The organism is Microbacterium flavescens (genome assembly GCF_018588945.1).
Lineage (GTDB): Bacteria > Actinomycetota > Actinomycetes > Actinomycetales > Microbacteriaceae > Microbacterium > Microbacterium flavescens.
Genome location: NZ_JAFIWA010000001.1, coordinates 264,102 through 285,958, shown reverse-complemented (window position 1 = coordinate 285,958; position 21,857 = coordinate 264,102). Strand labels below are relative to the sequence as shown.

Sequence of the window (21,857 nt, the reverse complement as noted above, 5' to 3'; positions counted from 1 at the left end):
AGTGGACACCCTGTGGTCGGGACACGGTCAAGGGAGTCGGATTCGGGTGGTGGACGGTCTGGGCACCCCAGCCCGTGGGCGCCACTACGCTACGGAGATGGTTGATGGAGAGCGCGACGACAGGCAGGCCGCGTTGGTTACCGGAGGATCTCGCGGGATCGGTCGCGCGATCGCACGTGCTCTTGCGGAGCGCGGCGATCGAGTGGCGGTGCACTACGGCGCCGACCGCGAGGCCGCCGAGCAGACGCTCGGCAGCCTGACGGGCGAGGGCCATGTCCTGGTCGGCGGAGATCTCCGCGATCCGGATGCCGCCGCTGACGTGGTGCGGCAATCCGACGATCAACTCGGTGGCATCGACATCCTGGTCAACAACGCCGCGATCGCACCGAGTGAGGGCAATCGTCACCGGATCGATCAGACGACCTACGAGGCCTGGCAGGCGGCGTGGCGGCAGATGCTGGACGTCGACCTCCTCGGCGCCGCTCAGGTGACCTATCTTGTCGCCCGCGGTCTGATCGACCGGAAGGCGCCGGGGTTCATCGTCAACGTCGGTTCCCGCGGAGCGTTTCGCGGCGAACCCGACTTTCCCGCGTACGGGGCCGCGAAGGCCGGCCTCCATGCCTTCGGCCAGTCGATGGCACTGGCACTCGCTCCGCATGGGATCGTGGTGAACACGATCGCCCCTGGCTTCATCAGCTCGGATCGGCAGTCCGCCGCGTTGGAGGGCCCCGCGGGCGACGACCTTCGTGCACAGAGCCCGTTCGGCAGAGTAGGTACACCGGACGAGGTGGCCCGAGCCGTCCTCTTTCTCAGCTCACCCGCGGCGACCTGGGCATCAGGGGCCGTGCTCGATTTCAACGGCGCGTCCTACCTTCGCACCTGAGCCGAAGACGCGGGGCGTCAGTGCACTGCGGCGGGTCGCTTCGTGTCGATGCGGCCGATGGCCCCGCCGTCGCGCGCAAGCACCTCGCGGGCGCGATCCCAGATGGCCGGGGTGTCTGTGACGGTGGCCCTCAGGTAGGCCGCGGTGAGCCGGGCGAGTACCGCGACGCGTTCGGGGTTCTCATCGGTGGTCTCAGCGGCTTCGAAGTTGGGGATGCCGCCGAGAGAGTGTTCGGCGCCGAAAAGCGTGAGCAGGTCGGTTGCGCCGGGGCTCTGGGAGAAGGCGTCGGTGAACCAGTCCGGCCCGCGCGTGGACATCTTGGACTGATCGCGGTCCCCTGCGACAACGAAGGTCGGCGTCGTCAGTTGCGCGAACGACGGGTTCATGAACGGGAAGTTCGCCTTGGCGAACGGGTGCAGCTCCTCCCCTCCCGTGCCTGTCGCCGCCAACAGGACCCCAGCGCTCACACGCGCGTCGCGATAGTCGGCGCCGATCGAGCCGTCGGCCCCGACGACGCGCGCGCCCAACAGCATCTGCACCGTCTGCGCGCCCCATGAGTGCCCCGCGGCAACCACCGTGTTCCGGTCCAGCCGCCCTGCAAGGCCAGGGACGGCCGCCTCGACGGTGTCGAGCTGGTCGAGGACGCGCACCAGGTCATCGTGCCGACGAGTCCAGATCGAACCGAACCTCGCATCATCGAAGCCGATGCCGTTGCGGCGGGAATCCAGGTGAGTGGGCTGAACGACGACGAAGCCCTGCGAAGCCCAGTACGCCGTAAGCGGGCCGTAGCCGTCGAGAGACCAGCCGTTGCCGTGTGAGAACAGCAGGAGCGGGAGCCGATCTCCCGCGACGGGAGCGGAGACGCGAACCTCGAGGGGGAATGCCCGATCAGGGGAATGGAGTGGGACGGGGGCGACGGACACCACCGGCTGCGGAGCGGGGAGGACGGTATTCAGCGCGGCGACGGGCAGCGATTCGGCGACGCTGGCGGATGAAGACATGGAGCAGCTTTCTCGATTGCGGCGAGCTCGACCATAATGAAGCGGAGCGAGGTTCCGGTATAAGATACGGAACATTGTTCCGCTTAGCAAATCAGGAGGCTTCTTCGTGACCGACGACGTTCCCGCCCGCGGGAAGCGCAGCGACGCGGTGCGCAATCAGCGGCAGATCATCGACGCGGCGGCCGATGTATTCGTCGAGTCGGGAGTCAACGCTCCCGTCCGGGTGGTCGCAGAACGCGCCGGCGTCGGCGTCGGGACGCTCTACCGGAACTTCCCCACTCGCGCCGATCTCGTCGTCGCGGTCTATCGCCACCAAGTCGATGCCGCAGCGCAAGCCGGTCCCGTGCTCCTGCGCGAAAGCTCCAGCCCCGCCCATGCCTTGCATGCGTGGGTGGACGTCTTCGTCGATTTCCTCGTCACCAAGCACGGCCTGGCTGACGCACTCCAGGGGGATTCGGAGGGGTTCGCCGTTCTGCATCGATACTTCGTCGATCGGCTCGTCCCGGTGTGTGCAAATCTTCTCGAGGCCGCCAGACCGGGGGGGACCACGCTGACGGCCTACTCACTTCTCCGCGGCATCGGCAATCTCTGCATCGGCGGCGAAACCCACGGGTACGAGCCCGCACAGCTCGCGCATGTGCTCGTCGACGGCTTGCTGGCCTCCACGCCGGACGCATAGTCCGCGGGGCCGGCCGGGCCGCCCCAACGGGCGCAATGAGCTCCGGCCGGAGCACTGGCGTCGATCACGCTCACCTGATCGCACGGATGAGATCGAGCAACAAGAAAGCCCCGGTTATCCGGGGCTCTTACTCTGTAGCAGGAGCGGGGCTTGAACCCGCGACCTCACGATTAGGACTCGGATCTTCGACTCGCGCCGATCACCTCGTCGAACCTCGGCCAATCTCGCTTTGACCAGCGATTCCTTGTCCGGATTGAGATGTTCTTCGACCGATTCTACCCGTTTGGCTAGGCCTGCCTCGACGCGCATGGAGTGGAAAGTCGTTGAATAGGTGCTTACGCATCGAACCAGCGTGCGGCGGCGATCATCGCGATCAGTCTCATCCGAGCACTCTCGACCGCAGGTCCGTCGGTGGCGGAGCACGAGATCTTGTCGGGCGGATCTTGCCGCACGATTGTCGGGCGGTCAAAGTGCAGTTAGGCGCGCCGGGCCTATCGACCTTTGGCCGGCAGCCCGGCTACGGGACGACCCTGCCCAACTCGGATCGCGCGGAGGACCACCGGCTTTCGGGCGCCTCACCTCATTAGCCCAGCGGGGTCGGCTCTCTCTGCGTGTACGTATTGCGCGATCAACCCACGCTGATCTCTGCGACCGTCGCGAGGCGCACGACTGGTAGGACGACGGCCCCTCCATCAGGATTCAATTGCGTGATCCGTCCTGCTTCTTCGCGTCCGGTGCGATGTGGTGGTGAAGGCATGGCATGCATGCAAGGTCAAGGCTTTGTCTGCGCTATCGTCCTGTCCATGGGGGTACCGGCTTTCGAGCCGTCCGGGCTGCTGCCGCACGGACGCTTTGCCTGCGATCTGGACGAGTTCGAGCGCGTCTTCGTGCTCGAACCGCGCTTCGTGGATTCGACGACTCGGCGCGCGCTGTTCGGCGACTTTCGATCCGCGCTTGAGCTTGTGCAGGCGATCGCGCCGCGCGGCGTGGAGCGAGTGTGGTTTGGCGGCGGGTTCACGACAAGCAAGAGCGACCCTAGCGACATCGACGCCACCTTCATCTTGAATGCTGCCATTCACGACACGTTGGGCGACGAAGCCCGTGAGCGCCTCGCAGCGCTTCTCACTCACGGCGGGTTCAAGGGCCTTGAATTGTCGGTGGACGGGTTCATGCTGGTGCGCACAGAGGTGGCGAACCCGTGGACGGGTGACGGCGGCGTGCGGCCGGGCGCAACGCCCTACCTCGTCAAGCGCGGCGCGTGGGACGATTGGTGGAGCCGGCACCGCGTCCACGGAACTGCTACCGAGAAACCCAAGGCGGAGGACGCACCACCGCGGCGTGGATACGTGGAGGTGATCATCGATGCCTGAGACACCAGCGTCACGTACAACCGACGAGTTGCTGCGCATCCTTGACTCACGACGCGTCCCGCGCAGCCAGAACGCCGCCTTCACCATCGACGACCTGTCGTCGATGGCCATGCTCGACACTCTCGGCGAGACCTACGAAGTCGTGCAGGCGCGATTCACCGGCGCGTTGCCCGCCGCTCACGCGATCGGCGTGCGCGAGGCGACCACAATCCTCGGAGCGCTGCAAGAGGTGCTTTCGGAGGTCGGCGCCGCCTTGCGCGATCAGTCGCCCAAACGAGGACCACTGCCGGCAGACATCCTCGCCGAGACGGAGCTCCAGCTCTCACCTCAAGTTGCACCTGGATCTGTCATTTTCGCGATGAGTCCCGCTCGCGACGAGGCATTGTTCGACGCATCCACGCTGCTTGGCGATGCGCTAGCCGAAGTGTTCGAGCTATTCGATCAGGTCGAGCTTCCAGCCTCTTCCGGCGGTACCCCGGACACCGTTTCAGATTCGCTGCGGCGCTTCGGCCCCAGGACCGCCCGTCAACTGGTGCGGTTCGCAGGCGCCCTCAAGGAACACTCGCTGAACCTAGATGTCGGGATTGCACGGTCGGGTTCTCGCCCAAAGGGAAGCCGCATCACTACCTCAGGCGCGGGCTTCTTGGAGTCTTTGGCAGAGAACGCCACAAAGCGTACGAACGAGGTTGAGATTGTCGGCGAGGTTCACAACGTCGGCCGTGATCACCGCTACAAGATCGATACGGCTGACCGGGGGCGCATTACTGTCCGCGGGATCGACGCACTGACCGACGTGTTGCAGGCGGCCCTGCGTCACTCGCCCGTCCGGCTGACCGTGCTGGAGACGGAATCAATCAACTCTGCAACAGGGGCCGTCAGCTACACGTTCGAGGCGCTCAGAGCAGAGGCGATCGAAGCCGCCGAGTGACCCGCCCAGGCGCGCGACGACGGCCGAAGGCGTGGAGATCTGGGAAGTGGCGGGCGTGGCCGAATAGTGCGGCCGACGGACGGCAGCCTTCTCGCGTGAATAGCGACCAGTGGACCGCGCTGTGGCTCAATGGCTGGATCCAGCTCGCGGTCACAGTGGTGGGTGGCCTGACCCCCGCCGGCATTCTCGCGATCTTCAGCCGAGGTCTAGGCGCGGCGCGAGGCCGCGTATCTGACCACCCGGAGAAGCCTGGCCGGGGAATCGAAGATAGATAGTCGCCTCAGCAAGGACGACCACGCCATGCTGACAGGGGCCGGCCAGAAGCTGAGCGCCTGTCTCCTCCAGACCTCCAGGAGCACCAGCGCCGCTGAGCAATTGGGAAGGACCCCCTGGGCGCAGCGCGCCCAGGGGTCCCTCCCGTGGTAGGACGCGTGCCGTCAGACACAGATCGAAGCATGCGGGCGTGCATGCATGGACCCTGCGGAGCCACCCCGACCGTGACAGAAGCCCACCTCAGCTAGCTGCCTGGGTCTCGACGACGCTCAGGATCTTCTCGAGACCGCCCGGCTGCTCTGCGCCCAGCACTGTCTGGAAGTTCGTCTGAGCTGCCACATTTTTCACGGGTGTAGTGAAGCGCTTTCGCTGCCGATCGAGCGGCACCGCAGTGATGCGGTTCTTCTCCGTGGAGAACCCTCGGAGGCCTCGGTACCCCTGGGGCACATCGTGGTGCAGTTTGGCTCGGTTCCCGCTGTCACCTGCGACAGCCTCACGAGGCCGCGGCTTGGATCAGCGGTCCGATGCCGTTTCGCACCGCAACAGGCATGCTCCGCAACGTGAAGTCGGTAATTGAGAACAGCAGAGCGTCAAGTGGCACCCCGCGCAATGCTTCGCTCGCGGCGGCCGCGTTTTCCTGCGACTTGATATCTTGCAACGTGGCAATTAGCACATCGCGGACATGCCAGCGGTTGTGGTTGGCGCCGAGACGCGCGAGCGCGGCAACAACCTGCCCCAGCACTCGTGAATCGTTCGTCGCGGTGATCACACGACGCATGAAATCCGCCAGGACGTCGCAATACTCAAACGTGAAGCTGTTTTCCCCGACGTAGGCCGTGAACCGTTCGATGACGCGACCGAACGCCTGGCGGTCGTGCGTCCAAAACCACTTGATGGACGCGACGTTCATCCACGGAAGCACCCGAATGAGTGCTTTCATGTCGTCTTCATCGTCCTCGTTCAGCGCGAGAGCCCATTCCAGGATCTGGACTAGGTCATCGGGTGCTGGACGGCCGAGTACGCGGTCGCGGAGGCGCTCTGCCTGCTCAGCGCGCGACTCCCACGCTTCATGATGGACCTTGGTTCCGAGTGCCCGATCAAGCGCATCCATAAACTCGCCCACCGACTGGTGCCGCGCCGCAGGATCGTTTGATGTCGCCTTCTCGATCACTGGTCGGAGCACGCCACCGGGCGGAATCTCCGGGCTAACGGGGAGTTCTCCGGTGGTCAGCTCCTGCAGGACCTTTCCAAGGCTGTAGATATCGGAAAGCGCGTTGGCGCTTCGAGCGCTGTGCCACTGCTCGGGTGCGGTGTAGATCCATGATCCGAGCCCCTGTCGAGCGGTCGACGTGAGAGGACTCGAGTCTCGCTCAGCCTGAACCGCGAGGCCGAAGTCTGAGATCGCCCAGCTGTCGGTCTCGCCATCACGCGATTCGAGGCGGAGGACATTGCCTGGCTTGAGGTCTCGGTGGTAGATCCCCTGCTCGTGAATGTACGCAAGGCCGGCACAGATCTGGCGCATGATGTCGACGATAATCGGCGGGTTCTTGTTGATCTGCGCCACGTAGTCGCTCAGGCTGCCTTGTGCGAGCGGCATCGCGTACCAAACATCGCCGTTGTCCGATGTGCCTTGCGCCAGCACAGGCACGACGTTGGCATGTGAGAGCCTCTCCATCATTCGGAGCTCGCGTTGGAATCGCTTGATCGCCTCGTCCTCGACGCCTGCCATATCGTGCAACATCTTGACCGCGACTGGATCCGCTGTCTTCTTATCTATAGCTCGGTAGACATTCGCGAACCCGCCACGACCGATCTCGGGAAGTTCGAGGAGGAAGCGGGCACCGAGCGTCCTGTTGGCTTCCGCTGCGGTTGGACGGCCCGCCTTGACCGAGCGAAGGCCCGAGTTTTGCCATGCATGGACGATATCCAGATCCCAGATAGGCCCTAGGGCGATCTCTCCGATCGGATCCGGGAAGTCTGGCCGCTGCCGGAGCACGGTGATCCTGGCGGCAGACACGCCCAGTTCCTTCGCCACTTCACTCGACCCGCCTAGCCGCATGTTGACCCCCATAATGGTTGTTGACACTTAACAATATCACTATTGGTTGTCGTAAGTTCACCATTACTCCGGCGTAGTTTCCGTCTCGTCGCGCGGGCTGAACGCCGCGGCTTCGAAAGCCGCAAGTGCTCCGAACGCTCCCGCGGGAAGATCGCGAAGGTGACGTCGCACCGACGCAAACGACCCGATGAGGGCTTCCCACGACTCCGGGTCAGCGGGGATCGGCATTTGGATCTCTCGCACGCCGTCGATGTAAAGCCGACGACGTACTGCGCCGCGGCTCTCCCGCTCGATCTCTGCTCGCCCCTGCTCGCTCTTGAGGAACATCAGAAGAAACTCGGCATCAAATGGTGCGTCCGGCGAAAGATGGAAGACCGTGTAGTCCGGGCTCACCCATCCCGCTTCGTCCTCCCGTCGACACAGCGCGATGGAACCGACATTCACACGCATCGGATTGAAAACGAAGTCTCCGGGTCGAATCTCGCGGTAGCGGGATGTGTCCCTCGCCGGAGCACCCTTGAACGGCGCGAGACCACCGTCGTTGCTAACGCCCACGAACTTGTCCGGCGTCGTCTTACCAGCGCGAGCACCGGCCTCAACGATCCAGGGACCAAGCTCGGTTGCGGCACCAAGCGGGTAGTCCTGAAGGTTCGCGTGTGCATCGGACAACGCCTCGGTGAGCTCAACGAGCGTCTGCAGTCGCACGTGCAGCGACTCAAGCCGTTCGCCCGCAGTGGAAGCATCACTTATCGATCCCGCTCCCGGCCACGGGATGTCGAGGTCGAAGCCGCGCTCGACGATGGTGTCGTAGTCGACCTCCCAGGAGTACTCGTCCGCGACGCCGTCGATGAGCCAAGACTCGACGCCCGCGAGGGTCGTGGCTGTGAGTGGATTCGTTTTGCTGTAGGAGCGCTTCCCTGCAGGCGAAGGCACCTGGTAGAAGCGGATACCGGAAGTCCGACCGCCTTTGCTGAAGAAGATGAGGTTGGTACGCGTGTCGGCTGCGGTCGGGAACACACCAGTGGGAAGGCGGACAATCGCCGACACCGTGAACTCGTTTAGGAGCCGACGGCGAACTGTGGAGAACGCCGTTTCGGTGCGATAAAGAATCCCGTCTGGGAGCACGATGGCCGCTCGCCCACCGTCGCGGAGCTTCGCCATGCAGTGCTGCAAGAACAGGAGTTCAGTCGCAGCGGACTTGCTTGGGAAGTTCTGCTGGACCTGCGGGTTCTCGGTCCCGCCGAACGGCGGGTTCGTAAGGATGACGTTGAACTGTTCGCTGGGGTTGAAGTTGCGAGCATCCTGCTCGAGCGTGTTCCGCCGCACGATCTGCGGATCCTCAACCCCGTGCAGGATCAAGTTCATCGTGCCGACAAGCGCAGCGATCTCGCCGGACTCTTGGCCGAAGAACGAGTTGGCGTTGAACTGATCTTGCTGTTCCGCAGTCTTGCTCTGAGGGGCCATATGCGTCGCGGAGCCGACCAAGAAGCCAGCCGATCCAGAGCAGGGGTCGTATACACGTTCCCCGAGCTGAGGGTTGATGATCCGGACCATCGAGTCGACGACTGGACGCGGAGTGTAGAACTCACCCGACCACCCTGCGTCGGCTGTCTGGCCGAGGAGGGTCTCGTAGATCACGCTCATTGCGTGATGGTTGTCCAGCGAGTGGAAGTCGATCGAGTCAACAATCGTCACGACTTCTTTGAGCGAGTAGCCCGACTTCATCACTGTTCGCACCTCCGCAAAGATCGCGGCGATGCGCTCAGCGCGAGGGCTTCCAGCAAGTGCTCGCAGGCACGGAAGCAGCTGATCGCCGACGAAGGCGATGAGGGCGTCGCCGGTGAGATCGCGGTCACGCGCCCACGTGCCCCACCTGAAACCCTCGGCAAGGAGCGGTCGATAGTTCTTGCCGTCGATCTTCGCAATAGTCTCGCGTTCCTCCTCCAGGGAGTCGAAGACTTTCAGAAACAGAAGCCAGGTGAGCTGCTCAAGATATTTGAGCGCGTTTTTTGTATTGTCGTCGGCCCGCATTTTGTCGGAGGCGGACTTGATCTTGAACTGGAGTTCCGAGAGCGTCATGCTGCTGTTTCTGTTTCGAAGAGGACGGTCTGAACCGTTTGAAGGAACTCGGCGACGGCGTCAACGCCACCGAACATGCGGCTGACGCCAAGTACGCCGCCCCAGTCGCCAGTGAACGGGGTGAGGGTGAAAAGCTCACTGCTAGCGACTTCAGCAACGCCACCGAGCCGGAACTTGTCGATCACTGCCGCATGGAACTCGGCGGATATCTGCGGGTAGCGAGTCTCCAGCTTCGGAAGTGCCGCCGAAGCTCGAGCATCCAGGCTGAGTGGCGTCGCATCGAATCCGACGGTGGCCACCAGGTCGAATGCCTCGACGTCGAGACGGCCAAGCACTAGCCCGAGCAGATCAGGAGTGACCTGACGCATGGCGAGGTACTCCTCGAGACCCGATCGAGACGCGCGCACTTGCCAGATCGAGCGCAAGCCGTCGAGATCCGGCACCCGCTCCGTAATCACGGACCGGGCGCGCGAGAGGTACTCGGCCGACTGAAGAACGTTGCCGTTACCAAGATCGACTTCCACCTCGTCCGCGATTGAGACGTCGACACCTGAGATGCGGACGCGGCGGTCTCCCTGTGATGGGTGCCGTAGCACGACGACCATACGCTCCGACTCGTCATCAGTCGTGTCCACGCGGAGCTGCCGGCGCGTGAAGCCGCTCGCCGTCACAAATACGTCAAGCACCGCAGCCGGGAGGTTCAGGACCTCGAATGCCCCGTCGTCGTCGGAGCGCGTTTCCATCAGCAGGCGGCCCGTGAGACGAACAGAGATCGAGGCGCCGGGGACCAAGTCGCCCGACTCTTCGTCTTGCACAACGCCGGCGATCGTCCGCGTTCCCGTCGTTGGGCCCGCGACAACCGGAAGCGTGGGCAGGTCCCAGTCGTCGAAGAGTCGTGTTGCGTTCGTGTAGTCAATGACGCGGAAAAAGGTCTTCTTCGTCAGGTCGTCTAGCCGGCTTCCGCGACCGATGATCTGCTTGAAGACTGTCACCGAGCCAATCGGTTTCATGAACACGATGTTGCGGACGGACGGCGCGTTCACACCGGTCGATAGAAGGTCGACAGTCGTGACGACGACGGGTTCGCTGCCGCTCGCGAGCTGGAACTGCTCGAGCAACGGCATGGCGTCGCGCTCCTCGCTGACGATGCGCGCGGCGTACAGGTTCTTCCCCGTTTCCGACCCGAGGAGACGCTGCATCTCGCTTCGGACCAGTTCCGCGTGCTCCATCGTGACGCAGAAGATCATGGTCTTGTCGAGCGCGCCATGCGTGCGGAGGACACCACCGAGGTGCTCACACATCACGCGGGTGCGGTCGGGCACGACGATGGCCCGCTCGAACTCCCGCATGTCGTAGGTGTCGCGTGGGGTCGTACCCTCGGGCACGATCAGCTCCGCGCCCTTCTCGACTTCTTCGCCGATGACGAGTCCGTCGTCGACGGTCGTACTGACCCGGAGCACCTTGTATGTCGCTAGAAAGCCATCGTCGATCCCGCGGCCGAGCGAGTACTCGTAGACGGGCCTCGGCTGCCCGTCGTGATCGAGGTTCTCCGCGGCGAAGTAGGCGAAGGTATTGATCGAGTCGTCTTGTTTGGGCGTAGCGGTCATCCCGAGATGGAAGGAACCATCGAAGTGATCGAGGATCGCACCCCAGTCGCCGTAACCGCTGCGATGGCATTCGTCGATGATGACGATGTCAAAGAAGTCCCTCGGATACTGCTCGTAGACCTTCGCCCCGTTAGCGGCATCGGCGTACAACGACTGGTAGATCGCGAAGTGCACGTCGCGCTGGAGTGGCACCCGCCCGTTCACCACGACACCCCGGCGATCGCCGAGGCCGCCGAACTCGTTGTAGGCCTGATCGCGAAGGCTCACACGGTCCGCGATGAAGAGGACGCGCTTGGCGTAGCCGCTGGCCAACAACTTGTGCACGAGGTTGAACGCGATGAACGTCTTGCCCGTGCCGGTCGCGAGTGACAAGAGGGCGCGAGACCGACAGAGAAGTATCTGTTCGATGGCAGATGAGACGGCACGCTCCTGGTAATAGCGCATCGATGGCGCACCTGGCATGGCGAAAGCAGGTTGCAATAGCGGATTCGGAACCGTCTCTCCCGATCGCGATGTGACATGCGCGCCGCGCGTCGGTCGCTCCCCGCGCCACCGCTCGAGGAGCTCAGCTGGGGTCGGAAATGTGTCGAGGCGTCGAACCGATGCCGAACGAGTGTCCTGTTCAACGATCCCGTGGCCGTTGCTGGACAGCGCAAACGGGGCATCAACATCGTGGGCATACGCCAGCGCCTGCTGGAGACCGGCTCCGGGAGCGTGGTCCTCATCCTTGGCTTCGAGTGCAGCAAGGATTGCCCCTCGCGGTTCGGCGCGCAGCACGTAATCCACGAACTGCGCCTCGTCACGAACAGTCTGCTCACCTAGGAGCCGAAGCCGACCTGCGCGGTACTGGTACTCGCGCTCGATGAGCGCATCGGTCCATCCCGCCGCCGCGAGCAGGGGGTCGATGAGCTGGGTGCGCGTATCGCGCTCGCTGAGGGTCACAAGCCGATTCTGACACAGAATCCAACCCGATGGCCACTATCTGACCATATTGGTCTGAGTAGAGGTATTAACGGATCCATGACCATATTCGTGCCTTCGAATCGACCCAGGGCCTGCCTCAGGCGTCAGGTGCAGGGATCGCCGCCGCGACGGTCCGGGCGAGTGATCGGAGTTGGCGCCTTCGGATACCCGCTCGCCATCTTCTTGCGCGTAGCGGCCGGAAAGGGATCGTGGTGCCCTCGGCTGTCCGCGGGACTCGCTCGGCGTGCTACATCGGCCAAGTTTGCGTCTTGGTCTCGCTGGCCCTCTTGCGGCTGATCTCCGCAGCGCGCTTCCGCATCGCATCGCTGTAGTGGATGTGCTCGACGTCGGTGAGGTCTCGCGACTGCAGGGTGAGCTGGAGCTTGGCGAGCGTCGTGCGCCAGGAGTCGGTCATGGTCAGTCCTCACGGGGTCGGGGGCATCGTGCGTCGGCGTCGACACTAGCGAGAGCCTCTGACGCGGGAAGCTGCGGCCGAACGCCTACGACCGGAAGGGAGCTCATCGTGCGCGCGTGCGTCCCGGTAACGGGCATCGCGCGAAGACGGATCGTTACCCAGACTCACTGCTCGACTCTGCCTCGGGTAATGCACCTTCCTCGACGAGAAGGAGCTGCTGGATTTCTCCTGACGGTAGTGCGATGTAGCGAAGCTCGGGCGCGCCTTCGCCAACATGTTCGTCGCTTGAAGATGCAGGCAAAGCCTTTGCCCGGAGCCTGCGCTGCCGGGCTTCGACCGACTTGTCCGACTTGATCCAGCGATCCTGGGCCACACCCCACCAGCGGCCCTTCAGCTCGATTTGGCTCAGACGATCCGTGAGGCTCGTCTCGATCTTGTCCGCTTTCTCGAGCTGCTCAGCTTTGCTTTCGAGGTCTCGGCGGAACGCCGCATAGGGATTCGACGGGTCATCGAGCGCGCTGCTCGCGGCGTCTGCGAGCAGCGCCCTCCGATACAAGGCGTTCGCCACTCTCGCCAGGTAAAGCTCGCCGATGAAGTAGTCGACGTCCCTCGTCTTGCCGCCAAGCGCCGCCTCGAGTCGCCGGAAGTCGACCTTGCCGTCATCGCCGAGGAGCTGGTCGATCACGTCGCGGTTTTCGTGGAGGAACTGCTGCGACGTGTGGAACTCGTCATATGCCCGCGCCGTCGCGATCTCAAGGTTCGGCTTCTTGCCGTCAAGCAGGAGGCTGATCGCCCTCGTCAGCTGACCGTCGAGACCGCGCTGGGACGCAATGCGCTCTTGATACGCACGGAGCTCCTGCCGGCCGAGTATCGTCTCCACCTTTCGCTGGAAGGCACGGTGTTCTCGCTGGGCGATCATGTCGACGACCATCACCGTTCCCGCTACGGCGAAGAGAGGCCATCCCGCAGCGAGCGCCCCGCCCGCAGCCACCGGCTTGAGGAGCGCTTGAGATGAGATGTGCGCGCCGTTGTGTGCCCATCCGCGGAACATACCCGGGGAGCCGACGGCCTGAACAAGCTTCTCCCCCGCCGGCAAAATCACTTTGAAGAGCGTGGGATCTTTGGGGTGGATAGCCTTGACGATCTCCACGAGCGACTGCTGCACGGTCGAGTTGACAGGCACCATTCGGTACCTCGTCAGTTCCGCCTGGCTTACGGGGTAATACTCGAGAGCAAGCGGCGTGGCCGTTTGCTGGAGGGCCGCGAGGATCGCGCTTGGGGACGAACCGGCATCAAAGACATCCTGCGGAACGACGACTCCCGCCACCGGCCACTGGGCCACGCTGCTGCTCATCGCCGCGGTGTTGGCCCGGGTGCGCCGACGGAGGAGGTACGAAGCGACCCCGATGCCGACGACGCCAACGACAATCGCGGCGACGAGAAGAAGTTCAGTCGGCATCTCCCTATCCCCCGAGGAGAGTTGCGTAGGCGTTGATGGCGAACGTCCCGGCTACTACCACGACGCCGATCACCACCGTCATAGCCCACAGCACGCGCACACGTCGCGCCCCGCGAACTTCGCGACGGAGCGCAGCGAACCCTGGCAGGTTTACCTGGAGTGCTTCCCCGGCGGCTGCAGTCCAGACTTCTGGGCGCGCCATGGTCTCGGCGAGGTGGTCGCGCACGTCAGGATCGAGCATTGCGGGGCGGCGGTTGAGCCAGCGAACAAATTCAGTGTGACGCAGCACTGCTACGTCCGCGGGTCGCTCTCGAATCGTGATGCTGCGGATGCCGACGAGAACGATCGCGGGGTGAGCGTCGACAGGTATCCCTGCGACCGAGGTCAGTTCGCGCGCGACGCGTTGCGCCTCGTAGCGGGCGTTGCGCAGGTGGTCGGTCTTCTGGCCGTTGACCAGCAGTCGTTTGCTGCCGACCCAGATGCGGGCACCTTCGTGGAACTTCGTGTTGATCGTGAAGACGCCCGCCGCGCCGATGACGACATGATCGATGTCGCTGCCGCGGTCGCCGATTGGGACGGAATGCAGCACCGTCCATCCAGGACCGAGCTTCGCCAACTGCTCTGCGACCTGCAGCTCGCCGAGTGCACCGAGGTACCACGGCTGCGAGTCGTCCGAGAGCGGCGATCGACCGAGCATGCGCGCCACACCCGATCGCGCGGGTACGGTTGCCTGGGCTTGCAGGCACGCGGCGATCACGGCCGCGGCGGGGATGCTTCCGAACTGCTCCGTCGCGTCAGTTGCGGTCATCGGCGCCGACGCCGTCGGGTCGGTGTGAGCTGGAGCCAGAGCGCTCCGACGACAATTCCCACGAAGAGAAGCGCCACCCACGGGTTCGCCGTCAGAGCTGCCCACATCATCCCGAATCCCGTGGCAACGCCGTCCCCAACGACTTCCCCATAGTCGACCATTCGGTCAGCCTACGGCTTGGCATCGACAGCGACCGTCGAGACGCGATCTCGCTCTTGTCCATCCCGGGCGGGGCCCATGAGCGGCCGCCCGCCGCCGTCGTGAATGCGAGCCAGCCCGCGCCCTCCGAAATCCAGCGCTTAGCGATGTGCTCGCATCACCACGCTCGCTCGACGGAGACGACCAGCTCGGTACAGATGGTGCGGAGAGCACTCGGGACAGGGTCGGTGGAGTCCGGGTAGGGGTCGCCGGCGCTGTAGATGCGGACGGCCTTGAGACCACCCTCGCGGGTGATCGAGCGGTAGTCGGGCGGGAGTATCGGGTCGACGTGCGCGCCTCCGAGCAGCGCAAAGGCTGATCTACCTCACCGCCCTCCGGCTCGTCGATGACGCGCCGGAGTCCGAGCAGCGTCACTCGCCTGAAGGCTCCGCCTCAGGCGCCGGCGACTTCAGCCTGGGGTCATTCAGGATGAATCGCTCGATCTTGTTGTTGATCAGCATGCGGATCTTCCGCTTCTGTGGCCCCGTGATCTTGTCCTTGTCGCGCATGTTGAACATCTTGAGCAGGAAGACCAGGTCGTTCTCGCCATCGCCGTCGTTGTACTGGTCAGGCATGAAGGCGCCCTCTCATACAGGTACTCGAGCACGGAGCGAGAGAAGTAATCAGATGTCATCGTGATGGGCGCTACCTGCTGCACAGCGATGCGCAGCTTGAGGAGGTCGGTGTAGAGGTTCACCTGGGCATCGAGGTCCTTGCTGCCGAACTTCTTCACGCACTTACTGCCGATCGGGTGCAGGATCGCCCCGTTGCGGCTGTTCTCGATGGTGAAGAGCTTCACGAGTTCGGGCTGCCCGCAGACGCAGACCCCGTCACCGGATGAGTCTTCCTCAAGCGCGACGACCTCCCACTCCGCGATCGCGGAGCCCAAGTCCTTCGACACTGACGCGCTGATGAGCCTGCGCGACAGTACCTCGAAGCTGTCTGCAACCATGTCCTCGCCCTCCGCCCGCGACAACAGTACAGAAGGCGTCGGGCGTTTGGGGCGGGGCTCGTGGATCGTGCGGAAACTCGAGACCAGCGGCCGAGAGTCAGGCCACTGGTAGCCATTGCCGCAGGTCGCGCGACGTGCCTCGCCCAGGCCGGTCACCGCACCGGACCGATCTTGATAATCGTCTTCGGGCCGATGGTCTCACAGCGCGGGATCAGCCGAGCCGAGACTGCACCCGTTGGATGGACTCGGCTCAATCGGTCGATGGTCTGCCGCTCACAGGCACTCCAGGGCTCCTCGCGCGGATGCGAGCGCGAGGATCCTCCATGACCCAATCAGTCGAGATCAATTGGGTACCGATCTCCGGGAGTCGCGAACTCGGCTACCTGCACGTTGAGGGATCCTTATCGTTCGATCGGGGCCCGCGCGCGCTCGCTTCGTTTGACGGTCTCCCCAGGGCGTGACGGGGCCGGCCGTTGCACGGCGCCGATCAGCATTAGTTCGACCTGTTTCGCGGTGGCGATCGCATCCGCATGCTTGAGGGACGCCCCGATCGACGTCTCGAGCACCTCCTCGATCGCGGAGCGGACGACGATCACTTCCGCCGGTTGACGAGGCTTTCCGCGACGGACGCGAAGGGTGTTCTCGAGCGTCGCGTCCTCGTGAAGCCGCGTGCGGTTACGGCCGAGATGCAGTTCGACGGCCGCGATCAGTTCAGCGACTCGACGCTCTCTCGCTGCCCGCTCAGCGGTTGATTTCGCACTTCGCACAGCTGCGCCGATCTCTCGACTGGTCAGCAGATCGACGCGTTTCATCCGCTCAGCCAGGACCTCGGCCGCACGAGCGTACATGAACTGCCGCGCATCGACTGGCGGCAGGCCTACGCGGACGCGGGTCGCGACGTAGGACTCCGCGAACCCAAGCAAGCGATCGCCGTGCTTCACCACTTCCTCCGACAACATCTCGGTGAAGATCGTGAATTGACGCAGTCGCTCTGGTAGTGCGGAGTCCCCGAAATACTCATCAGCTGATCGAGCATTCGCGCGTCTCTCGGCCGCCGTTGTGCGGTGTACGCGCTTGGGCGGCAGACCTGCTCGCTCGAGCCGGCGAGCCAAGCGCTTCGCCGCGGAGTTCGCATCGAGATCTGCCTGGTACTTCTCGGGATCGCTTCGCCGCTTCCGCTGGATCTCGGCAGTGCGCTCCTTGTTTCTGTCGGCCCACGCCTTTCGAGCCCGCCTCATCTTCTCGGGTGCGGAGTCGCGCCACGCGGTCGCGCGATCGTTGAGCTCCTCGCGATGCGTCCCTCGGTAGCGCGCGTAGTATTCCTGCAGTTTCTCGCGGTTCGCGGCGGCCCATCCTCGCCTGTAGGCCCGGACCTCGTCGGGGTGCGATACCTTCCAGCGCTTCGAGGCTTCGTTCGCCCGGCGACGCTTCTCCTTCAGCCGTCCATTCCGCGCGGCCGATCGCCGCGCTGATTCCCGGTTTAGCTCTCTCGAACGTTCGAGATTCTGCTCTCGCCACCGCCGGTTCAGCTCTCGAACCCGCTCGGGATTCGCTTCCTTCCATCGCCGCGTCGAAGCGGCGTGCTGATCGGGATGTGCGCGGCGGTATCGGCGGTTTCGTTCGCGGGCGGCCTCAAGATCACCATCCGCGCGATAGTTCTCTCCCGGTTCGGGCGCGGGCGGATGTGCGGAGTCATTCAAACTGTCGCCCATCGACTGGCTACTCCCCCGTCGGGTCCGGAGCGAGTTCAATGATGAGCTCGATGAGTTCAGCGCGATGAGCCGACGGGTTCGTGATGACGCGCCCAACCACGAGCCGCAGTTCCTCGAGGTCCGCGGCATCCAGCGCCATCACGGGCTCCAGGCAGTACGTGAGGTCGTTCTCAAGGCTGTAGTCGCGGTCGTCGACCGCGATCTCGGGGTAGTAGAAGAGCGACGCCAGCCCGGTTCGTTGCAGAAGTTCGTCGAATTGCTCTTGGGGCAGACTCATCAAGACCTCCGGGATCGATCGCCAGACCTGTGCACAGCCAGACTGGCCCGAATAGGAGGTGAGCGTACTCCCCCACGCGGCGGCAACGATCAGTGGAGAACTCGCGCCGGCGTCCGTGTCATCCGTCCGAGCGCCACGCCGTCGCTCATCACAGGCACTCGCGCACTGCGCCACGCTCTCGCCTCACGGGTGCGCACACGAATTAGCCAGATGAGGCTCACAGGGCCGGCGAAGACGAACTTGGCCGCGTTCCAGAGGAAGAGCAGCACGAGCAGGTTCACCCATCCTGGTGCGCCCTGTTCCGTCAGTCCCGCGCACAGCGCGGCCGCGAAGACGTACATCGCGGCGAGTGGAAGCGACAGCATCCCCCATTTCAAACCACGCCGAGTGAAGATCCTGGCGAGGAGGATGTTGGTCGGCATGTACCGACGTAGAAACGAGCGGAGTCGGATGCTGAGCATCCAGATTGCTCCGAACATGCGGCTGCCCTCCATACGTTCGGCAACGAGAACCTGGAAGGACTGGCCGGAGGGCCGTCGTGCCATCGCCACGAGCGACGGCGCATATGAGATTGCCTACTGCCGAGTGTAGAACCGGGCGACGACATGCAACAGGCCTACCTGCGCGGCGCACTCAGGTTGCGAGCGCTCCCCCGCGATCCGAGATTCTCGCCATGCTCGTCGCGGGCCAACCGCCGGGCTGCACCCATGGCCATGCGTGCCTGGACTGCGTCGCGCTCCTGAGCGGTCGTCACCGGCGCGGGCCCCAAGGGAGTCTGACCGGTGATGCCATACCGGTCGCGATACGCAGCGACAACGCGAGCCTGACGCCGCCATGCCGACCGGCTCGCTCCGTCCGGTTCCACGCCCAGGGTCGCGACCCACGACTCGCCGCCTCGAAGGGCCCTCTCGACGAGTTGTTGCGCGCGACGCTCCATGAGCCCGCGTCTCTCATCCAAGGCGCGACGCATTTCTGACGTCATCGCACCGCGGGCATCGGGAATGAGTCCAGCAATGAAGCGCGGAGCCTTCCTTCCCATGCCACGCGTTGTCTCGTGAGCGATCGCCTTGTCGAGCCTCGAGAGGAGCACCGCCGCGATATCCCCCGCACCGGCGAGGCTTCGCGCACCGACGAGCGCGCGGAGCAGGAGATCGACATCGTGATGGCGGGCCTCGGCACGCCTGAGACCGGCTGTCAGGGGCCCGAACGCATCAGAGCCCACGACCGCCGCCACGTCCGCAGTCGACAGCCCCGAACTTTGAACCAGCGACAACCAGCGATCGTGCTGCGCATTGGCCGCAATCGTCTCGTATTCGGCGGCGAGCTGGGCGATGCTCCCCCAGCGGTCCTGCTCGACGGCCATCGTCTGGTGTGCGGATAGCTCGGCGCCGACGTGGTTGAGCACGCCCCGCAGGATGGTCTGTGCGTTCGCATCGGACGGGTCGCCGGGGTGCGGCCCGGTGTGCGCGATCTCAGGACGATCGACGGCGACGTAGGCGATGTTGGACTCCCGCCCGCGGGTCATCGCGACATATAAGCTCTCCCGCGTCATCCCCGACCGCGCCACGACGTGAGCGGTGTCTGTCGTGATTCCCTGGGCGCGGTGCGCGGTGATCGCGTATCCCAGATCGACGTGCTCTGCGACATAGGCCGCTGGCAACATGATCGCCTGACCCGCAGGTCGATCGGCGCGACGGACCAGCATCCGTCCGTCGCGGAGGACGTCAATGACCCTCCATCTGTCACCGTTGCGAACCCATGAGCGGCCGGTTCGCAGATTCCGCTCGTTCCGCCGAGTGAGAACGATGTCGCCTGCCGCAGCGGCGGTACCGGCGCGCAGTGCGACCTCTGTGGTTCCGGAGATGTCACCGTCGACGATGCGCTCCGCTCGCGCGCGCACGTTCAGCACCGAGACAGCCTCATTCGAGTCGGCCACGAGGATGCTCGACTTTCCGCGACGAACGTCCTTGCGCCAGGCGAGGTAGGCCGCGCCGATCATTTCCTCAGATTCGCCATCCGCCAGCCGGTCATGCTCCGCGTAGATCTCGACCACGTCGATGTCGCCGTCCCTCAGCTGGACGGATGCTTGCTTCTCCCATGCGTGCCTGAATCGGTGCACATCGATGAGCTCGGGCACGTCGTCACGGTCACTGACGAGTAGGGCGAAGGCTCCGCCCGCTTCCACAGCCTGGAGCTGGGCATGATCGCCGACGAGGAGCACCTTGGCGCCGGCATCCTCGGCGAGGCTCGTGATGCGATCCAACGAGAGGGTGCCCGCGAGCGAGGCCTCGTCGACAATGACGAGCTGACCACGCGAGAACCTCTCCCCCCGAGTCAGGTGATTCGTCCACCATTTCGCGGTGTTCTCGGTCGGAATCCCCAGGTCTTCGGCGAGGACATGTGCAGCCGCGGCTGACGGCGCGAGACCCACGACGGATCCGTTGCCGTAGACCGCCTCCCAGGAATCGCGCAATGCGCGCATGGCAGAGGTCTTGCCGGTGCCGGCGGCGCCGACAAGCAGATCAACCGTGCGTCCGGAGTTCGCGATCTGGCTCAACGCCGCGACCTGATCGGGCGATAGTGCCTCATCGCCAATTTGCCTGCGAGATCTGGATGACCATGCGGGGGTCAGACGGGGCGCACTCATGTCGCGAGCCCGGTCAAGGATGCGGGACTCCGCATCGAGCAGGAGTCGGGCTGTGTAGACAGCACTTCGCCGGGCTCGGAAGACAGACGAACCGTCGGAACGCTGGAACGCGAGGGGACTCTCGGCCATCTCCGGCGGCGAGAGTCGGAGCGATGCGTTCTCGGCGGCTGCGGCGACGAGCTCGACAGCCGTCTCGCGATTGGATGCCGAGACGAAGCGCATCGGCATTGTCTGGCGCGCAGCCTCGGCGATGAGATTCCAGTGCCGCCAGGTTGTGCGCTTCTCGGCGACGGCAGCCATGACGTTCTCGCCGAGAGTGGCGATGGCGTCGAGGGAGAGGTCGGTAGCGTGCATCGGAGGAATTTGCGAATCGCTTTGCGTAGCGACCAATTCGGCCCATCGTGTCGCATCGCTGCCGAGCACCTGCGTCGCACGTTGCCGCCATCCCGCGCTGAGGTCAGCGAGCGAGTGGACCTGCTTCTCGGGGCGAGTAGCGAGAGTCGCCTGCGCGCGCAGCTTCATGATGGTGGCCGGGTTCGGGCGATGTCCGTGCGCCGTGACGAACGAGTCGATCAGCCGGTCGGTCTCATCGTCGATCGCCTGCGATCGCGTCGAGAAGTGGGCGATGAGTTCCTCGGGGACAGCAGAGATCGACCACGCCGGGTTTCGGTCACGGCCGCGATCTCGCGGCTCCCATCGCACGCCGATCGCACGGGTCAGCTCGTCGGTGAAGATCGCTTCGTGCAACTCCGAGAGCGCAACCACCGCCGCATGCAGCGGTCGACCGTCGAGCGAGCGCCACTTGTCGTCGAGCCCGGTCTGCACCTTGTTGCTCACGACGACGTGAGTGTGCAGATGGGGATCGCCCGCGCGACTGTCGAAGTGATCGAAGGCTGTTGCGATGATCCCTTTGACGCTCACCTGTGCAACCGCCCCGTCCCCGGCTGTCGCACCGGTACGCGTGGCTGCAACCTCGCGCTCCATGTAGGCAACAACGTGCGCGACAGCGCGGTGATGTGAGTTGACGATGAGCGCTTGCGTGGTTGCGTCTGCAACACCCCACAACACGCTCGCCGACTTCGGGATGGAGAAGGTGAAGTCGAAGCCGGCGACCGCTCGTTGATGGGATGCCGGCGCCTCATCTTCGTCGCGAGCGTTCCCATACTGGGGATATGCGCGTCCCAACGGATCCCCCGTGACGGGATGCCGCCCCATCCCGATCAGCAGCTGCAGCTGGGACTCGGTGACGGTGTCGCCAACATTGATGGTGCTTGCCAGCGAGGCGACGCCGGCCCCCACCCATTGGCCCGGCGGGGTGCCCGCTTCGCTGTAGTACCGAGTCAGTGGAGTCGAGAGCGACCGGGCTCCGTCTCCAGCGGCGACGGTGCGGAGGAAGTACTTGTACCCATCGCCTGCGCTCATGACCCGCATCGAGACAGTCACCGCGGCACCTCCGCTCCTCACGGAGGAGGTGCGCATCCTCGATCTGCAAGAGGCGTGGCACCTACTGATAGCGGGCTGCCTCGGGATCAAACCGGACCTCACGG

General features: G+C 64.4%; 17 protein-coding genes. 4 read left to right on the top strand and 13 right to left on the bottom strand.

Annotated features, from left to right (window positions below; all coding sequences use genetic code 11):
* The first annotated feature begins 49 nt into the window (after positions 1 to 49).
* Positions 50 to 883 (top strand): SDR family NAD(P)-dependent oxidoreductase, encoded by an 834-nt coding sequence (locus tag JX005_RS01340; protein WP_307858470.1) that lies wholly within the window; start codon positions 50 to 52, stop codon positions 881 to 883.
* 17 nt (positions 884 to 900) lie between these two features.
* On the opposite strand, the gene JX005_RS01335 is transcribed toward JX005_RS01340, so the two are convergent.
* The gene (locus tag JX005_RS01335) at positions 901 to 1,884 is read right to left on the bottom strand and encodes an alpha/beta hydrolase family protein (protein WP_214465606.1); all 984 of its coding nucleotides are present in this window, start codon (positions 1,882 to 1,884) and stop codon (positions 901 to 903) included.
* Positions 1,885 to 1,990: 106 nt separating this feature from the next.
* Between JX005_RS01335 and JX005_RS01330 the strand changes: the two genes are divergently transcribed.
* The 3 genes from JX005_RS01330 to JX005_RS01320 all read left to right on the top strand — a co-directional run bounded on the left by JX005_RS01330 (position 1,991) and on the right by JX005_RS01320 (position 4,861).
* Complete coding sequence (locus JX005_RS01330) at positions 1,991 to 2,563, top strand: TetR/AcrR family transcriptional regulator (protein ID WP_214465605.1); 573 nt, start codon at positions 1,991 to 1,993, stop codon at positions 2,561 to 2,563.
* Positions 2,564 to 3,270: 707 nt separating this feature from the next.
* A complete protein-coding gene (locus JX005_RS01325; protein WP_214465604.1) occupies positions 3,271 to 3,933 on the top strand; it encodes a DUF6932 family protein in 663 nt (220 codons plus the stop codon).
* Positions 3,926 to 4,861: a hypothetical protein gene (locus JX005_RS01320; RefSeq protein WP_214465603.1), complete on the top strand. Its 936-nt coding sequence runs from the start codon at positions 3,926 to 3,928 to the stop codon at positions 4,859 to 4,861. The genes JX005_RS01325 and JX005_RS01320 overlap by 8 nt, the downstream gene beginning before the upstream one ends.
* A gap of 513 nt (positions 4,862 to 5,374) precedes the next feature.
* Here the strand turns inward: JX005_RS01320 and JX005_RS01315 are convergent.
* From JX005_RS01315 to mobF, 12 genes are all read right to left on the bottom strand, one after another.
* On the bottom strand, positions 5,375 to 5,581 hold the full coding sequence (locus JX005_RS01315; protein WP_214465602.1) for a DUF4238 domain-containing protein: 207 nt from the start codon (positions 5,579 to 5,581) through the stop codon (positions 5,375 to 5,377).
* A 46-nt stretch (positions 5,582 to 5,627) separates the two neighbouring features.
* A complete protein-coding gene (locus tag JX005_RS01310; RefSeq protein ID WP_214465601.1) occupies positions 5,628 to 7,169 on the bottom strand; it encodes a serine/threonine-protein kinase in 1,542 nt (513 codons plus the stop codon).
* 87 nt (positions 7,170 to 7,256) lie between these two features.
* Positions 7,257 to 9,272: an N-6 DNA methylase gene (locus JX005_RS01305; RefSeq protein WP_214465600.1), complete on the bottom strand. Its 2,016-nt coding sequence runs from the start codon at positions 9,270 to 9,272 to the stop codon at positions 7,257 to 7,259.
* Positions 9,269 to 11,821, bottom strand: coding sequence for an EcoAI/FtnUII family type I restriction enzme subunit R (gene hsdR, locus JX005_RS01300; RefSeq protein ID WP_214465599.1), 2,553 nt, complete (start codon positions 11,819 to 11,821; stop codon positions 9,269 to 9,271). The genes JX005_RS01305 and hsdR overlap by 4 nt, the downstream gene beginning before the upstream one ends.
* A 268-nt stretch (positions 11,822 to 12,089) precedes the next feature.
* The gene (locus JX005_RS01295; RefSeq protein WP_214465598.1) at positions 12,090 to 12,257 is read right to left on the bottom strand and encodes a hypothetical protein; all 168 of its coding nucleotides are present in this window, start codon (positions 12,255 to 12,257) and stop codon (positions 12,090 to 12,092) included.
* 154 nt (positions 12,258 to 12,411) lie between these two features.
* A complete protein-coding gene (locus JX005_RS01290) occupies positions 12,412 to 13,716 on the bottom strand; it encodes a hypothetical protein (RefSeq protein ID WP_214465597.1) in 1,305 nt (434 codons plus the stop codon).
* A gap of 4 nt (positions 13,717 to 13,720) precedes the next feature.
* Positions 13,721 to 14,524, bottom strand: a complete 804-nt coding sequence (locus JX005_RS01285) for a nuclease-related domain-containing protein (RefSeq protein ID WP_214465596.1) — start codon at positions 14,522 to 14,524, stop codon at positions 13,721 to 13,723.
* A gap of 569 nt (positions 14,525 to 15,093) precedes the next feature.
* Positions 15,094 to 15,297, bottom strand: a complete 204-nt coding sequence (locus JX005_RS01280) for a hypothetical protein (RefSeq protein ID WP_214465595.1) — start codon at positions 15,295 to 15,297, stop codon at positions 15,094 to 15,096.
* 778 nt (positions 15,298 to 16,075) lie between these two features.
* Positions 16,076 to 17,386 (bottom strand): hypothetical protein, encoded by a 1,311-nt coding sequence (locus JX005_RS01275; protein WP_214465594.1) that lies wholly within the window; start codon positions 17,384 to 17,386, stop codon positions 16,076 to 16,078.
* A gap of 7 nt (positions 17,387 to 17,393) precedes the next feature.
* Positions 17,394 to 17,663, bottom strand: coding sequence for a hypothetical protein (locus tag JX005_RS01270; protein ID WP_214465593.1), 270 nt, complete (start codon positions 17,661 to 17,663; stop codon positions 17,394 to 17,396).
* 89 nt (positions 17,664 to 17,752) lie between these two features.
* A complete protein-coding gene (locus JX005_RS01265) occupies positions 17,753 to 18,085 on the bottom strand; it encodes a sulfate permease (protein WP_246533392.1) in 333 nt (110 codons plus the stop codon).
* A 194-nt stretch (positions 18,086 to 18,279) separates the two neighbouring features.
* A complete protein-coding gene (gene mobF / locus JX005_RS01260) occupies positions 18,280 to 21,741 on the bottom strand; it encodes a MobF family relaxase (RefSeq protein ID WP_214465591.1) in 3,462 nt (1,153 codons plus the stop codon).
* Positions 21,742 to 21,857: the final 116 nt, after the last annotated feature.

What these genes read in the sequence shown, in the direction of transcription:
- JX005_RS01335 (WP_214465606.1), bottom strand. Translation starts at nt 1,884, where the DNA reads ATGTCTTCATCCGCCAGCGTCGCCGAATCGCTGCCCGTCGCCGCGCTG.
- JX005_RS01320 (WP_214465603.1), top strand. Translation starts at nt 3,926, where the DNA reads ATGCCTGAGACACCAGCGTCACGTACAACCGACGAGTTGCTGCGCATC.
- JX005_RS01305 (WP_214465600.1), bottom strand. Translation starts at nt 9,272, where the DNA reads ATGACGCTCTCGGAACTCCAGTTCAAGATCAAGTCCGCCTCCGACAAA.
- JX005_RS01295 (WP_214465598.1), bottom strand. Translation starts at nt 12,257, where the DNA reads ATGACCGACTCCTGGCGCACGACGCTCGCCAAGCTCCAGCTCACCCTG.
- JX005_RS01290 (WP_214465597.1), bottom strand. Translation starts at nt 13,716, where the DNA reads ATGCCGACTGAACTTCTTCTCGTCGCCGCGATTGTCGTTGGCGTCGTC.
- JX005_RS01285 (WP_214465596.1), bottom strand. Translation starts at nt 14,524, where the DNA reads ATGACCGCAACTGACGCGACGGAGCAGTTCGGAAGCATCCCCGCCGCG.
- JX005_RS01280 (WP_214465595.1), bottom strand. Translation starts at nt 15,297, where the DNA reads ATGCCTGACCAGTACAACGACGGCGATGGCGAGAACGACCTGGTCTTC.
- JX005_RS01275 (WP_214465594.1), bottom strand. Translation starts at nt 17,386, where the DNA reads ATGGGCGACAGTTTGAATGACTCCGCACATCCGCCCGCGCCCGAACCG.
- JX005_RS01270 (WP_214465593.1), bottom strand. Translation starts at nt 17,663, where the DNA reads ATGAGTCTGCCCCAAGAGCAATTCGACGAACTTCTGCAACGAACCGGG.
- JX005_RS01265 (WP_246533392.1), bottom strand. Translation starts at nt 18,085, where the DNA reads ATGCCGACCAACATCCTCCTCGCCAGGATCTTCACTCGGCGTGGTTTG.
- mobF (WP_214465591.1), bottom strand. Translation starts at nt 21,741, where the DNA reads ATGCGGGTCATGAGCGCAGGCGATGGGTACAAGTACTTCCTCCGCACC.